Below are 15,002 nucleotides of genomic sequence, written 5' to 3' on the forward strand. Positions count from 1 at the left end.
GACCGTGGGACGACATAGTCGCAAGGGGCCCGCTCCGGCCCCCGCCCCTGTCCGCCCGGAGCCGGCACCGGAGGCGGAGCCCGCGCAGGCGTTCCCGTACGAGGAGCGGGCCCCGTACGCGGAGCGCCTGCCGTACGAGGAGTACCCGCCGTACGAGGAGCAGGCCCGGTACGAGGAGCAGGCCCCGTACGCGGAGCAGTCGGTCTTCGAGGAGCGCCGCCCTTACGGGGAGCAGCGCGCGTACGGCAACGGGAACCGGCCGTACGAAGAGCAGTGGCCCTCCGGCGGGTACCCCGCGTACGAGGAGCCGCGCGGCGGCCACCCCGAGCAGCGCGAGCCCGGCGGCGCGTGGGGCGCGGGGTCCGACGCGGTGTACGGGGACTGGCGCGGCGTACCGCGGGCGCGGCAGTCCCCGTACAACGCGTCGGCCGCCACCGTGCTGGACAGTGACACCCCGGCCTTCGGCACCCCCGCGGTCGGCTTCCCGCAGGTGACCATCCCGCAGCCCGCGGCCGCGCCCGACCCCCTGACCTCCACCGGAGCGCAGCGCCTGGTGCCGGGGCCGCGTGCGCCGATGGCCGCGGCGGCCGCGGCCCCGGCCGCTCCCGCCGAGCCGCTCGCGCCGGCCGGGCCCACCGCTCCCACCGCTCCCGACGAGGAGCCGCCCGCCTCCGGGCGCGGGCGGAAGGCCCGTACGTACACCGGGATGGCCGCGGCGGCCCTCACCACCGCGCTCGCCGTCGTCGTCGCCGTGCAGATGGCCAGCGACGGCGACAGCACCTCCTCGCCCACCGCACGCTCCGCCGGCGACACCCAGAAGCGCGCCGAGCCCGGCAAGTCCGCCGCGTCCCGCTCCGACGGCCGGGCGACCCCGGCGGCGTCCGCCGCGCCGGCCGCGCCGGCGGTGGAGCTGTCGTACGAGCAGAAGATGGCCCAGCAACTGCCCATCGACGAGAAACTGAAGGGGCCCGGCACCTTCGACACCGTCCCCGGGGTGGCGCCGGCGCCCGGCAAGGGCAAGAAGATCCGCTACCGGGTCGACGTCGAGCAGGGGCTCGGCCTGGACGCGCAGCTGTTCGCCGAGGCCGTCCACCGCACCCTCAACGACGACCGCAGCTGGGGCCACGGCGGGACGAAGACCTTCGAGCGGGTGCCGGGCGGCGAGGCCGACTTCGTCATCACGCTGGCCAGCCCCGGCACCACCGGCGTGTGGTGCGCGAAGTCCGATCTGGACACCACCGTCGACAACGTCAGCTGCGACTCCGCGTCCACCGAACGGGTCATGATCAACGCGTTCCGCTGGGCGCAGGGCTCGGCGACGTACGGCGCGGACCAGATGTTCGCGTACCGGCAGATGCTCATCAACCACGAGGTCGGCCACCGGCTCGGGCACGGGCACGTGAACTGCCAGACCCCGGGAGCGCTCGCGCCGATCATGCAGCAGCAGACGAAGTCCCTCGACATCGGCGGGATCCAGTGCAAGCCCAACCCCTGGGTGTTCCCGGGGAGTTGACGGGAAAGGGTGGTGAATGGCGCGATACCGCGTTGACAACTTGTCCGATGATCGGTAATTGTTCTCCGCATGTCGCACCGCCACACCACCGCCGCGAGCGCCGCCATTGAGCTGGCGCTGCTTGGTGTGACCGCGCACAGCGTGGCCGACATCCTCTGTCGCTGACGCCCACCCGATCGCGCCGCGACTTCTCCTTTTCGCTTCCCTCGCCGCGCCCGGGTGCATCCATGCCCGCGGGCGCGGCTTTCTCATTCCACCGGCCACCGGCATGCAGCCATGCAGGCGTGCTGCCGGTTTCCGACTGCTGACCGCTGCCCCTCGCGTGGCTCTTTCCGTCATTCCATTCGGTGCCCAACGCCGAGCAATCCACGCCGAGAGGTCCCTTTTCCCATGCTCCGTCAGTCCCAGACATCGCGCCGCGTGGCCGCGGTCGCCGTCAGCCTCGTCCTGGCCGGAGGCGCCGCGGCGTGCGGGCCCAAGGACGCGGCGGACCAGTCCTCCGGCAAGGCGGGCGCCGCGGGCGGCGCCCCGCAGAAGGGCGGCACCCTGACCGTCCTCAACTCCGAGCCGCAGAACGACTTCGACCCGGCCCGCCTCTACACCTCCGGCGGCGGCAACATCCCCTCGCTGGTCTTCCGTACCCTCACCACCCGCAACCGCGAGGACGGCGCCGCCGGCACCAAGGTCGTGCCCGACCTGGCCACCGACACCGGCAGGCCCAACGCCGACGCCACCGAGTGGACGTACACGCTCAAGGACGGGCTGACGTACGAGGACGGCACCCCGATCACCAGCGCCGACATCAAGTACGGCATCGAGCGGTCCTTCGCCGCCGAGCTGTCGGGCGGAGCCCCGTACCTGCGGGACTGGCTCGTCGGCGGGGAGAGCTACGAGGGCCCGTACAAGGACGGCGGCAAGGGCCTCGACTCGATCCTCGTGCCCGACGCGAAGACGATCACCTTCAAACTGCGCAAGCCCGAGGGCGAGTTCCCCTTCGTGGCCACGCAGACGCAGTTCGCGCCCGTCCCCAAGGCCAAGGACACCGGGGTGAAGTACGAGGAGCACCCCGTCTCCTCCGGCCCGTACAAGGTCGTCAAGAACGAGAACGACGGCGAGCACCTCACCCTGGAGCGCAACGAGAACTGGGACCCGAAGACCGACGAGGAGCGCAAGGCCTACCCGGACCGCATCGACGTCCGCTCCGGGCTCGACGCCGCGGTCATCAACCAGCGGCTGTCCACCAGCTCGGGCGCCGACGCGGCCGCCGTCACCACCGACACCAACCTGGGGCCGGCGGAGCTCGCCCAGATCGGTGACAACAAGGAGCTGGCCGGCCGCGTCGGCACCGGGCACTTCGGCTACGTCAACTACCTCGCCTTCAACCCGAAGGTCGCCCCCTTCGACAACCCGAAGGTGCGCCAGGCCATCTCGTACGCGATCAACCGCACCAGCGTGATCAACGCGGCCGGCGGCTCCGCGCTCGCCGAGCCGGCCACCACCTTCCTGCCCTCGCAGAAGGCCTTCGGCCACACCCCGTACGACCACTTCCCGGCGGGCAAGGCGGGCGACCCGGCCAAGGCCAAGGAGCTGCTGAAGGAGGCCGGCTTCCCGGACGGGCTGAGCATCACCCTCACCCACTCCACCGCGCAGAACCGGCAGACCAGCCCCGAGGTCGCGACCGCCGTCCAGCAGGCGCTCGCCGCCGCCGGGATCACCGTCAAGCTGGAGGGCCTGGAGAACAACGCGTTCAACGAGAAGCGCTGGGACGCCAAGAACACCCCCGGCTTCTTCCTCTCCCGCTGGGGAGCCGACTGGCCCTCCGGCGGCCCCTTCCTCGCGCCGATCTTCGACGGCCGGCAGATCGTCACCAACGGCACCAACTACAACCACGCGCAGCTGAACGACCCGGCCGTCAACGCCGAGATCGACGAGATCGCCAAGCTGACCGACCTCGCCGAGGCGGGCAAGCGCTGGGGCGCGCTCGACAAGAAGATCGGTGAGCAGGCCCTCGACGTGCCGCTCTTCCACCCGGTCTACAAGCGGCTCGTCGGCAAGGACGTCAAGAACGTCGTGATCAGCGACTGGACCGGCGTCCTCGACGTCTCGCAGGTCTCCGTCAAGTGACCGCGACCCTCCGGCAGCCGGCGGCGCCCCTCCTCGCCCGGCTGACCGGCCAGGACCCGAACGCGTACCACGACGGGCTCGTGGACTCGGCGCGCGGCGGCGTCCCGCTCGGCTCCCTCGGCGGGATCTCCGCCGACCACTGGCTCGGCGTCGAACCAGGCACCGGACGCGACCTGTTCGTCCGGCTGCTGTACGGAGCCCGGATCTCCCTGCTCGTCGCGCTCGGCGCCACCGGCGTGCAGATCCTCGTCGGAGTCGCCGCCGGACTGGCCGCCGCCCTCGGCAACCGCTTCACGGGCCAGCTCATCGGCCGGCTCACCGACGTGATGATCGCCCTGCCCGCGCTGGTGTTCGCCATCGCGCTCACCGCCGTCGTCCCCGGCGACTTCCCGCGCCCGCTGCTGCTGATCCTGGTCATCGGCCTGCTGGGCTGGGGCTCGACCGCCCGGATGGTCCGGGCCCAGACCCTGGCCCTGCGCGAGCTGGACTTCGTCGCCGCCGCCCGGCTGTCCGGCAACAGCACCCTGCGCATCGCGCGCCGCGAACTGCTGCCGTCCCTGGCCGCGCCCGTCATCACGTACGCGGCGATCCAGGTGCCCACCAACATCGTCGCCGAGGCCTCGCTGTCCTTCCTGGGCGTCGGCGTGAAGCCGCCGACCCCCTCCTGGGGGCAGATGCTGTCCAGCGCCCAGACCTGGTTCCGCGCCGACCCCCTCTACGTCCTGCTCCCGGCCGGGCTGCTCTTCGTCACCGTGCTCGCGTTCACCGTGCTCGGCGACGCCGTCCGCACGGCCCTCGACCCGCGCGAAGGCTCCCGCCTGCGGATCGGCACCGGAAAGGAGGCCGCGGCGTGACCCGCTTCGTCCTCGGCCGGATCGGGGGAGCGCTCGTCGTGCTGCTCGCCCTGTCCGTCACCGTCTACCTCCTCTTCTACGTCGCCCCCGGCGACCCCGCCCGGCTCGCCTGCGGCGAGCGCTGCAATCCGGTGCAGGTCGCCCAGGTGCGCGAGCAGCTCGGCCTGAACGACTCGGTGGTCGTCCAGTACCTGCACTTCCTCCAGGGGCTGTTCACCGGCCGGGACTACTCCGGCGGCGCCGGGCTGGTGCTGCACTGCGACGCGCCCTGCCTGGGGTTCTCGTACCAGAACGACCAGCAGGTCACCGAGCTGCTGCTGGACCGGCTGCCGGCCACCCTGTCGCTGGCGCTCGGCGCCCTGGTGATCTGGCTCGTCGTCGGCGTCGGCACCGGACTGCTGTCCGCGCTGCGCCGCGGGGGGCTGACGGAACGCGCCCTGACCGTGCTGACCCTGGCCGGGACCGGGACGCCCGTGTTCATCCTCGGACTGCTGCTGCTCATGGCGGTCTGCGCCTACCTGCAATGGCTGCCTTTCCCGACGTACGTGCCGCTCGGCGAGGACCCCGAGCAATGGGCCTGGAACATGCTGCTGCCCTGGATCACGCTCGGCGTCTTCGAGAGTGCCAAGTACGCCAGGCTCACCCGCAGTTCCACCCTGGAGACGCTCGCCGAGGACCACATCCGCACCTTCCGCGCCTACGGGGTGGGCGAGCGCGCGATCGTCACCCGGCACGCGGTGCGCGGGGCGGTGGCCCCCGTGATCGCACTCAGCGCCGTGGACTTCGGCACGATGATCGGCGGCGCCGTGCTCACCGAGTCGCTGTTCGGGATCCCCGGGCTCGGCAAGACGCTGATCGACGGGGTGCGGGTCGTGGACCTGCCGGTGGTGGTCGGCGTCGTCCTGGCCATCGGCGCGGCCGTGGTCGTCGCGGGAGCCGTGGCCGACCTGCTGTACGCACTCGCGGACCGAAGGGTGGCGCTGACATGAGCGGGTTGCTGGTGGAGGTCGCCGGTCTCGCGGTCGACTTCCCGGTCGACGGGCCCGCGCAGTACGTACGGGCCGTCGACGGGGTCTCCTTCACTCTGGAGGCGGGCGGCGCCCTGGGCATCGTCGGCGAGTCCGGCAGCGGCAAGTCCACCGTCGCCGCGGCCCTGCTGGGACTGCACCGCGGGACCGGCGCCCGGATCGGCGGCTCGGTCCGGGTCGGCGGCACGGACGTCGGCGCGGCCCCGGCCGCGGAACTGCGCGCGCTGCGCGGGGGCACCGCCGCCATGGTCTTCCAGGACCCGCTCAGCTCCCTGGACCCGTACTACGCCGTCGGCGACCAGATCGCCGAGGTGTACCGGATCCACGCGGACGTCTCGCGGCGCGCCGCGCGGGCGCGGGCGGTCGAGGTGCTGGACCGGGTGGGCATCCCCGACGCGGTGCGCCGCGCGCGGGCGCGCCCGCACGAGTTCAGCGGCGGCATGCGGCAGCGGGCGCTGATCGCCATGGCGCTGGCCTGCGAGCCGCGGCTGCTGATCGCCGACGAGCCGACCACCGCGCTCGACGTCACCGTGCAGGCCCAGATCCTGGAGCTGCTGCACGGGCTGCGCGAGGAGCGCGGGCTCGGGCTGGTCCTGGTCACGCACGACGTGGGCGTGGCGGCGCAGAGCGTGGACGAACTGCTGGTCATGCGGGACGGCGCCGCCGTGGAACGCGGCCCGGTGGGGCGGGTCCTGACCGCGCCGGCCCATGCGTACACGAAGGATCTGCTGGCGGCCGTACCGAGGCTGGACGGTCCGCGGGAGCCGCGGCCGGCCGGCCCGGCAGCCGGCGCCGAGCCGGGCGTGCCCGTCGTCGAAGCCGTCTCGCTGCGGCGGGAGTTCGGGCGGGGCAAGCGGCGCGTCGCCGCCGTCGGAGGGGTCTCGCTCTCCGTACGGGCGGGGGAGACGCTGGGCATCGTGGGGGAGAGCGGCAGCGGCAAGAGCACCCTGGGACGGATGCTCGTCGGCCTGCTGGAACCCGGCTCCGGGCAGGTCCGCCACGACGGCCGGGCGACCGCGGGCGTGGTCCCCGGAGTCCAGATGGTGTTCCAGGACCCCGCGTCCTCCCTCAACCCGCGCCGCACCGTCGGCGAGTCCATCGCCGACCCGCTGCGTGCGGCGGGGGAGCGCGACGAGGCCGCGATCCGGGCCCGGGTCGGGGAACTCCTGGTCCGCGTCGGGCTGGAGGCCGGGCACCGCGACCGCTACCCGCACGAGTTCAGCGGCGGCCAGCGCCAGCGGGTCGGCATCGCCCGGGCCCTGGCGCCGCGGCCGCGGCTGATCGTCTGCGACGAGCCCGTCTCCGCGCTCGACGTGACCACGCAGGCACAGGTCACGGCCCTGCTGGCCGAGCTCCAGCGGGAGCTGGGGATCGCGCTGGTCTTCATCGCGCACGACCTCGCCGTGGTCCGGCAGGTCAGCGACCGGGTCGCCGTCATGCGTGGCGGTCTGGTGGTCGAGGAGGGCCCGGCGGACGAGGTGTACGACCGCCCCCGGCACGCGTACACGCGGCAACTGCTGGCCGCCGTACCGGCCTTGGCGGCCGCCGTGCCCGCCCTGGGGGGCGCTGTGCCTGCCCTGGGGGGCGCGGGAGGCGCGGTGGGTACGGGAGGCGCGGGAGGCGCCTGAGGTACGAGGGCCGCAGGCCCTTTCTAGCGCGCTCGAACGCGGACCGTGGGCGAAAGTTACGACTCTTCACCCCTTCCGGTGGCGCGACGGACAACCGTCCGTCGCGCCTTCGGCATATCCGCTTGAGTTTCCCGCGGCGGGTCACCGGTCCACGGCGACCGCCTGAACGGGAGATCGGGGGTGCCACTCGTGCGGATCGGACTGCTCACGGAAGGTGGTTATCCGTATGTCACGGGAGAGGCGCGGCTGTGGTGCGACCGGCTGGTCCGCGGGCTGCCGCAGCACGAGTTCGAGCTCTACGCGCTGAGCCGCAGCGCCGAGCAGGAGGAGCGCGGCCGGGTCGTCCTGCCCGAGCACGTCACCCGTGTCTGGACCGCCCCGCTCTGGGCCCCGGCGGACGACGGGCGCACGTACTCCCGGCGTGAGCGCCGGCGCTTCGCCGACAGCTTCAAGGAGCTGGTCCGCGGGATCTGCGCGGGCGAGCCGGATCCCGAGGCCTTCGCCGCCGGGCTGTACGGGCTGGCCGAACTCGCCCGTGAACAGGGCGGACTGTACGCGGCCCTGCGCTCCGAGACCGCGGTGCGGGCGGTGGAGTCCGGCTGCCGGGCCCCCGGCGCGCGCCGCTCCGTGCAGCGCGCCCAGGTGGCCGACCTGCTGGACTTCGTCGACGAACTGGAGCGGCTGCTGCGGCCGTTGTCCCTCGACTGGTACGAGGATCTGCGCGAGGTCGACGTCTGCCACGCGGCGGCGGGCGGGATCGCCGCGCTCCCCGGCCTGTTGGCCAAACGCTTCTTCCGGGTTCCACTGCTGGTCACGGAGTACGGGGTCCAGCTCCGGGCCCACTACTTGGAGCACGCGGCGGACCCTCCGGCCCCCGGCGGGATCGGTGGGACGGGCGGGACCGCCGGGATTGGTGGGGCAGGTGAGGCAGGTGGGACCGGCGGGCGGGGAACTGCGCCGCGGCCCGCCGTACGGGCCCTGCTCGCGGCCTTCCACATGCGGCTGGCCGGCGAGATCTACGCCGAGGCCGACCTCCTCACCCCCGGCAACGCGCACGCCCGGCGCTGGCAGGAGCGCTGCGGCGCCACCCGCGACCGGCTGCGGACGGTGTACCCGGGGATGGAGGCGGACCGATTCGCCACCATCGGCGAGGACCCGGACTGCGGGGACCCCGACACCCTGGTCTGGGTCGGCCGGATAGAGCCCGCCAAGGACCTGATCGCCCTGCTGCACGCCTTCGCCGAGGTGCGCCGAGCCGCGCCGGACACCCGGCTGCGGATCTTCGCGACCGCCGTGGTCCCCGGCTACCTCGCCGACTGCCGCTCGCTCGCCGCGCAGCTCTTCCCCGACGAGGCCGCCGACGCCGTCACGGTCGGGGAGAACCCCGTCACCTTCGAGGAGATCGGCGGGCCCGAGGCCCCCACGCCGGCCCACGCGTACGGCTCCGGGCGGGTGGTCGTGCTGTCCTCGGTGATCGAGGGCTTCCCGATCACGCTGGCCGAGGCGATGCTCTGCGGCCGGGCCACCGTCTCCACCGACGTCGGCGCCGTGTGTGAAGTCATCGGCGGTACGGGCCTGGTCGTCCCCCCGCGCAACCCGCGGGCGCTGGCCGACGCCTGCCTGTCGCTGCTGCGGGACCCCGAGCGGGCCCACCGGCTCGGCGCGGCAGCCCGGGCGCGGGCCCTGGAGCTGTTCACCGTCGAGCAGAACGTGGCCGCCTTCCGGGAGATCTACCTCCAGCTGCTGGCCCGCGGACCGGCCCGGGCGGAGGGCGGGATCCCGTTCGAACAGCCCCTGGAGGCCCGGGTTCCGGGGCACTGGACGAGCCCGACGTGGGCGGGGCAGGGGGTGGACCGGGCGGTCGTCCCCGGGCGGGGTGCGGGTGCCGCTTCAGCGCGGAGGGAGAGCGCGACGGCCCCGGGCGCGCCGATCGTGACCGAGATGCCCCCGGGCGGACATGCCGCGGGCGAGCAGGCCGAGGCCGCGATGGGCCCGGGCGGGATGGCCCGGGGAGCGCAGGCCCTGACCGCGATGGGCCCGGGCGCGCAGGCCGTGACCGCGTTGGGCCCGGGCTCGATGGCCCCGGGCGTGCAGGACCCGAGTACGACCACCACCACGGCCACGGAGGCGACCGTATGACCCTGGACGAAGCCGCCCCCGTCGCCTCGGCCCCCCGCCGCAGGTCCGCCGGGGATCCCGTCAAGACGCTGCTGCACCGCCACCGGGCGCTCTGCGAGCGCGCCGTGGACCCGCTGGAGATCGCCGCCGGGCTGGAGGTGCAGGGCATCACCGACCGCACCGCCGCGCGCTTCCGGCACCGGGACGTGTTCTCGCTCGCCGAGGAGCTGTACGCCCGCACCCCGCGCGGGGACGAGCCGGCCGCGCCCCGCGTCGTCCGGCCCTCCGACGCCCGGGCGTTACGGGGCTTCGGCTACGCCGTGCTCCCCGGGGCGCTCGCGCTCGGGGCCGGCGCCGCCGGGGTGCCGTTCGCCGGGCCCGTCGCCGTGCTCGTCACCGTCGCCGCCCTGGTGTGGCCCGCCAGGCCCGGGCGGCCCGCCGCGGGGCGTTTCCCGTACGCCGTGCTCCTGCTCGCCGCGGCCGCCGTCGGCTGGGCGGTGTACCGCGATGGCACCCCGCTCGGGGTCGGCCTCGCACTGGCCGCGGCCCCCGGGCACCTGGTCGGCGCCGTGTTCGCCGCCCGCGCCCGGAGCCGGCTCGCCGGGAGCCGGGCCCTGGAGGACTTCGCCGACCGGGCCCGGCCGCTGCTCGTCGCGGCCGTCCTGGCCTTCGGCGCGGCCGCCGCGGGGGCGGCCGCGCTCGCCGGGACCCCCCTCGCCGCCGCCGTACCGCTCGCCGTGCTGCTGTTCCTGACCCGCCTGCTGCTCGGGCACGGGGCCCCGCGCGGGCCCGTCGCCGCAGCCCTGGCCCTCGCCCTGGTCCCGACCCCGCTGGCGGTGCCCGCCGCCGCCGCGGGGCTCCTCGTACACGCCGTCCTCGCGCTGTCCCGCGCGTCCGCGCACGCCCGGCCCTGAGCCCGGCCGCCCCGCCCCCCTTCCCGCCGCCGCTCTTCGGAGCCGTACCCACCCCTACCCCCGACCCCCGATCCCCGCCCACCGACCAAGGAGACACAGGATGACCGGCCAGCCAACCAACCAAGGGGACGCGCGATGAGGGTGTTGCTGATCGGAGCCAACGGATACCTCGGCCGCTACGTCGCCGACCGGCTGCTCGCCGACCCCGCCGTGCAGCTCACCGCGCTCGGCCGCGGCGACGACGCGGACGTCCGTTTCGACCTCGCCACCGGCAGCCCCGGCGCCCTCACCCGGTTCCTCGACGCCGTCCACCCCGGCGTCGTCATCAACTGCGCCGGGGCCACCCGCGGCGGGGCCCGGGAGCTGACCCGGCACAACACCGTCGCCGTGGCCACCATCTGCGAGTCCCTGCGGCGCAGCGGCTGCGGTGCCCGTCTCGTCCAGCTGGGCTGCGCCGCCGAGTACGGTCCCAGCCAGCCCGGATCGTCCACGGCCGAGGACGCCGTGCCGAGACCCGGTGGCCCGTACGGCGTCAGCAAGCTGGCCGCCACCGAGCTGGTGCTCGGGTCGGGGCTGGACGCGGTCGTCCTGCGGATCTTCTCGCCCGTCGGTCCCGGCACCCCCGCCGGATCCCCGCTCGGCCGCCTCGCCGAGGCCATGCGCCGCGCGATGCAGAACGGGGACGGCGAGCTCAAGCTCAGCGGACTCGGCGTGCAGCGCGACTTCGTGGACGTACGGGACGTGGCGCGGGCCGTGCACGCCGCCTCGCTCTCCGCCGCCCAGGGCGTCGTCAACATCGGCACCGGGCGCGCGGTCCGGCTGCGCGACGCGGCGGCGGTGCTGGCCCGGGTCGCCGGGTACGGGGGCGCCCTGCACGAGCTGGACCTGCCGCAGCAGGGCCAGCACGGGCCGGGACACGGGCCCGGGCACGGCCACGGACCGGGTCACGGGCCCGGACAGGGGCACGGCCACGGCCTCCAGGGCGGCGGCCGGCCGCCGGGGCTCGCCGCCATCGGCTCCCCGCGCTCCGAGGCGACGGCCGAGCAGCTCGCCGCCGGTGCGGTGACGCCCCCGTACCCGTACCCCGACGGCTGCGGCGCCTGGCAGCAGGCCGATGTGCGCACGGCCCGGGACCGGCTGGGCTGGCGGCCCCGGATCGGCCTGGAGGAGTCCCTCGCGGACATCTGGATGGAGGCGGCGTGCCGCATCTGACGACCGCGGCCACGGCGGCCGCCGCGACCGAGGCGGGCCGTCTCGGCCTCGGCGTCCCCGGGTACGCCCACCCGCTGCTCGCGCCGGTCGAGTGGGCCGAGCTGACCCGGCCCGGGACCCCGCTGCACTGGACGGTGCTCAACGTCACGGACGGGCCGGGCGGCCGGCCCGACCCGCACTGCACGGAGGCCGCGGGCAAGCTCCGGGAGGCCGGCGGGACCGTGCTCGGCCATCTCGCGATGCGAGACGGTTCCCGCTCGTTCGGTGAGCTGGTCTCCGACGCCCACCGCTTCCTCGACTGGTACCGGGTCGGCGGCTTCTACCTGGCCGAGGCCCCGGCGGACCGGGCCGAGCTGGCCGCCGTGCGCCGGGTCGCCGACACCCTGCGCGGCCTCGGCGAGGGCCTCCGTATCGTGCTGGGACACGGCACGCACCCGTACGAGGGCTACGCGGAGGCCGCCGACCAACTGGTCACCTTCTCCGGGGCGTGGGCCGACTACCGGTGGTCGCAGGTGGCGGAGTGGACCGCCGAGCACCCGCCCGAGCGCTTCTGCCACCTGGTCCACGGGGTGCCGCGGACGCATCTGGAGGAGGCCGTCCGGATCGCCCGCTGGCAGGGCGCCGGCACGATCTGGTTCACCGACCGGGGCGGCGCCGCGGGCCGCGATCCGTGGGCCTCGATGCCCGCGTACTGGGACGAAATCGTCTCGCGGATCGGACCGGGTGTCTCGGAATGAAGAAGGGCGTGGCAGTGTTACGGCAAGAACCACCGTTACGACGTAACCATCTACGGAGTCCCCGTGTCGCTGCCACCCCTGGTCGAGCCAGCTGCTGAGCTCACCGTTGACGAGGTCCGTCGGTACTCCCGCCACCTGATCATCCCGGACGTCGGGATGGACGGCCAGAAGCGCCTGAAGAACGCCAAGGTGCTGGCCGTGGGCGCGGGCGGCCTCGGCTCCCCCGCCCTCATGTACCTGGCCGCGGCCGGCGTCGGCACGCTGGGGATCGTGGAGTTCGACGAGGTCGACGAGTCGAACCTCCAGCGCCAGATCATCCACAGCCAGTCGGACATCGGCCGCTCCAAGGCCGAGTCCGCGCGCGACAGCGTGCTGGGCATCAACCCGTACGTGAACGTGGTCCTTCACGAAGAGCGGCTCGAAGCCGAGAACGTGATGGAGATCTTCAGCCAGTACGACCTCATCGTCGACGGCACGGACAACTTCGCCACGCGCTACCTCGTCAACGACGCCTGCGTGCTGCTGAACAAGCCGTACGTGTGGGGCTCGATCTACCGCTTCGACGGCCAGGCCTCGGTGTTCTGGTCCGAGCACGGGCCGTGCTACCGCTGCCTGTACCCGGAGCCCCCGCCGCCGGGCATGGTCCCGAGCTGCGCCGAGGGCGGCGTGCTGGGCGTGCTCTGCGCGTCCATCGGGTCCATCCAGGTGACGGAGGCCATCAAGGTCCTCACGGGCGTCGGCGAGCCGCTGGTCGGCCGTCTGATGATCTACGACGCCCTGGAGATGCAGTACCGGCAGGTCAAGGTCCGCAAGGACCCCGACTGCGCGGTCTGCGGTCCGAACGCGACGGTCACCGAGCTCATCGACTACGAGGCCTTCTGCGGCGTCGTGTCGGAGGAGGCCCAGGAGGCGGCGCTCGGCTCCACGATCACTCCGAAGCAGCTCAAGGAGTGGATCGACAACGACGAGCCGATCGAGATCATCGACGTCCGTGAGAAGAACGAGTACGAGATCGTCTCGATCCCCGGCGCGAAGCTGATCCCCAAGGGCGAGTTCCTGATGGGCACCGCCCTCCAGGACCTCCCGCAGGACAAGCGCATCGTCTTGCACTGCAAGACGGGTGTCCGCAGTGCGGAAGTCCTCGCGGTCCTGAAGTCCGCGGGCTTCGCGGACGCGGTGCACGTGGGCGGCGGCGTGATCGGCTGGGTCCACCAGATCGAGCCCGAGAAGCCGGTCTACTAGATCTACTAGATCTACTGGATCTACTGGAACGCTCGAGGAGGCCCTTACCCCACAGCCGGGGTAAGGGCCTCCTGTCGTCACGCAGGGGTACAGACGGTGTTGCCGGGGGGCACCTTCCCGTCGAGCAGGTAGTTGTTCACCGCGGCCTGCACGCACTTGTCGCCGCTGTTGTAGGCGCCGTGCCCCTCGCCCTTGTACGTGAGCTCCACGCCGACACCGGGCCCGAGCCGCTCCACCATCTTTCGGGCGCCCTCGTACGGGGTGGCCGGGTCGCCGGTGTTGCCGATCACCAGGATGGGCGCGGAGCCGGGGGCGGAGACGTCCGGGGTCTCCCAGGCGCCCGGGACGGGCCAGTCGGTGCAGCTCATCAGGGCCCAGCCGAGGAAGTCCCCGAAGACGGGGGAGGCGGCGCGGAAGCCGGGCAGCTTCGCCTTCGTCTGCTCCAGCGTGAACCGCCCCTTGGAGTCGGCGCAGTTGATCGCCGTGTTGGCCGCGCCGATGTTGCTGTAATGCCCTTGCTGGTCGCGGCCGTTGAGCGCGTCGGAAAGCGCCATCAGCAGCTGCCCCTGGCCGCCGTCGGCCTCGTCGAGCCCCTGCTCCAGCAGCGGCCACAGCTCCTGGGAGTACAGGGCCTGGGCGATGCCGTTGGTGGCGGCGGAGTCGGTGAGCATCCGGCCGCCGATGCCGGGGATGGGCTTGTCCGCCAGGCGCTTCTGGAGCTTGATGATGTTGTCCTCGATCTCCTTGGCGGTGCTGCCCTGGAGCCGGCACTCGTCGCCGCGGTTCACGCAGTCCTGCGCGAAGTTGCCGAGGGCGAGCTGGAACCCCTTGGCCTGGCCGAGCGAGCCCTCCTCGGAGGTCTGGGTCGGATCGACGACGGCGTCGAAGACGGCCCGGCCGACGTTCTTGGGGAAGAGGTGGGCGTAGACCCCGCCGAGCTCGGTGCCGTAGGAGATCCCGAAGTAGTTCAGCTTCTCGTCGCCGAGGGCCTGCCGGATCCGGTCGAGGTCGCGGGCGGCGTTCTCGGTGCCGACGTAGGGCAGCAGGTGCCCGGACTTGTCCTTGCAGGCCTTCTGGTACTTCTCGAGGTTCCCCACGAAGGCCTTTTCCTCCTGGGGCGTCTCGGGTGAGGAATCCTGCGCGTAATAGGCATCGAGCTGCTTGTCGTCCTCGCACAGGACGGGGGCGCTGCGCCCCACGCCGCGCGGGTCGAAGCTCACGAGGTCGTACCGCGCGCGCAGGGCCTCGTACTCCTTGGCGGCGCCGGGCAGCGTACTGATCCCGGACCCGCCGGGCCCGCCGAAGTTGAACACGAGCGAGCCGAGCCGCTTGCTCTTGTCCCGGGCCTTGGCCCGGATCAGGGAGAGCGGAATGGTCTCGCCCTCGGGCTTGGCGTAGTCGAGGGGCACGTGGAGCGTGGCGCACTCCCAGTCCTTGGGCGGCGCCTGCCCCCCGCCTTCGGCAACGTCGGGAGCCTCGCACTCCCCCCACTTCAGCGGCGCGGCCCCCTTGGTCCCCCCGGCCTCGGGCGTGCCTTCGCCACTGTCGGAACACCCGCTGACCCCGGCCAGCCCGAGAGCAACGACAACGGCAACGGCACCCCGCACGACGTTCTTGGCCATGCCCCCATCC

12 protein-coding genes are annotated in these 15,002 nt (G+C 73.5%); 11 read left to right on the plus strand and 1 reads right to left on the minus strand.

Features of this window, described 5'->3' with window-relative positions:
* Positions 1-4 precede the first annotated feature (4 nt).
* From IF02_RS0102610 to moeZ, 11 genes are all read left to right on the plus strand, one after another.
* Positions 5-1,513, plus strand: a complete 1,509-nt coding sequence (locus IF02_RS0102610) for a DUF3152 domain-containing protein (RefSeq protein ID WP_030153474.1) — start codon at positions 5-7, stop codon at positions 1,511-1,513.
* Positions 1,514-1,582: 69 nt separating this feature from the next.
* Positions 1,583-1,678 carry an Ms4533A family Cys-rich leader peptide gene (locus IF02_RS36050; RefSeq protein WP_311318607.1) on the plus strand — a complete coding sequence of 32 codons (96 nt, stop codon included), beginning with the start codon at positions 1,583-1,585 and terminating at the stop codon, positions 1,676-1,678.
* 225 nt (positions 1,679-1,903) lie between these two features.
* Positions 1,904-3,637 carry an ABC transporter substrate-binding protein gene (locus tag IF02_RS0102620; protein WP_030153476.1) on the plus strand — a complete coding sequence of 578 codons (1,734 nt, stop codon included), beginning with the start codon at positions 1,904-1,906 and terminating at the stop codon, positions 3,635-3,637.
* Positions 3,634-4,491 carry an ABC transporter permease gene (locus tag IF02_RS0102625; RefSeq protein WP_030153478.1) on the plus strand — a complete coding sequence of 286 codons (858 nt, stop codon included), beginning with the start codon at positions 3,634-3,636 and terminating at the stop codon, positions 4,489-4,491. The genes IF02_RS0102620 and IF02_RS0102625 overlap by 4 nt, the downstream gene beginning before the upstream one ends.
* Positions 4,488-5,480: an ABC transporter permease gene (locus IF02_RS0102630; RefSeq protein WP_030153479.1), complete on the plus strand. Its 993-nt coding sequence runs from the start codon at positions 4,488-4,490 to the stop codon at positions 5,478-5,480. Before IF02_RS0102625 ends, IF02_RS0102630 begins: the two co-directional genes overlap by 4 nt.
* Positions 5,477-7,147 carry a dipeptide ABC transporter ATP-binding protein gene (locus IF02_RS0102635; RefSeq protein ID WP_078621825.1) on the plus strand — a complete coding sequence of 557 codons (1,671 nt, stop codon included), beginning with the start codon at positions 5,477-5,479 and terminating at the stop codon, positions 7,145-7,147. The genes IF02_RS0102630 and IF02_RS0102635 overlap by 4 nt, the downstream gene beginning before the upstream one ends.
* A 189-nt stretch (positions 7,148-7,336) precedes the next feature.
* Positions 7,337-9,286, plus strand: coding sequence for a DUF3492 domain-containing protein (locus tag IF02_RS0102640; RefSeq protein WP_078621826.1), 1,950 nt, complete (start codon positions 7,337-7,339; stop codon positions 9,284-9,286).
* Positions 9,283-10,179 carry a hypothetical protein gene (locus tag IF02_RS0102645; RefSeq protein WP_051695553.1) on the plus strand — a complete coding sequence of 299 codons (897 nt, stop codon included), beginning with the start codon at positions 9,283-9,285 and terminating at the stop codon, positions 10,177-10,179. Before IF02_RS0102640 ends, IF02_RS0102645 begins: the two co-directional genes overlap by 4 nt.
* A 135-nt stretch (positions 10,180-10,314) precedes the next feature.
* Entirely contained in the window at positions 10,315-11,391 is a 1,077-nt protein-coding gene (locus tag IF02_RS0102650) for an NAD-dependent epimerase/dehydratase family protein (RefSeq protein WP_030153485.1), read from the plus strand.
* A complete protein-coding gene (locus IF02_RS0102655; protein WP_030153486.1) occupies positions 11,379-12,128 on the plus strand; it encodes a spherulation-specific family 4 protein in 750 nt (249 codons plus the stop codon). The genes IF02_RS0102650 and IF02_RS0102655 overlap by 13 nt, the downstream gene beginning before the upstream one ends.
* A 63-nt stretch (positions 12,129-12,191) precedes the next feature.
* Positions 12,192-13,370: an adenylyltransferase/sulfurtransferase MoeZ gene (moeZ, locus tag IF02_RS0102660; RefSeq protein WP_030153487.1), complete on the plus strand. Its 1,179-nt coding sequence runs from the start codon at positions 12,192-12,194 to the stop codon at positions 13,368-13,370.
* 77 nt (positions 13,371-13,447) lie between these two features.
* On the opposite strand, the gene IF02_RS0102665 is transcribed toward moeZ, so the two are convergent.
* Positions 13,448-14,992, minus strand: coding sequence for an alpha/beta hydrolase (locus tag IF02_RS0102665; protein ID WP_030153488.1), 1,545 nt, complete (start codon positions 14,990-14,992; stop codon positions 13,448-13,450).
* Between the last annotated feature and the right edge of the window lie 10 nt (positions 14,993-15,002).

The sequence above is a fragment of the Streptomyces sp. NRRL S-244 genome (assembly GCF_000717915.1).
Classification (GTDB): domain Bacteria; phylum Actinomycetota; class Actinomycetes; order Streptomycetales; family Streptomycetaceae; genus Streptomyces.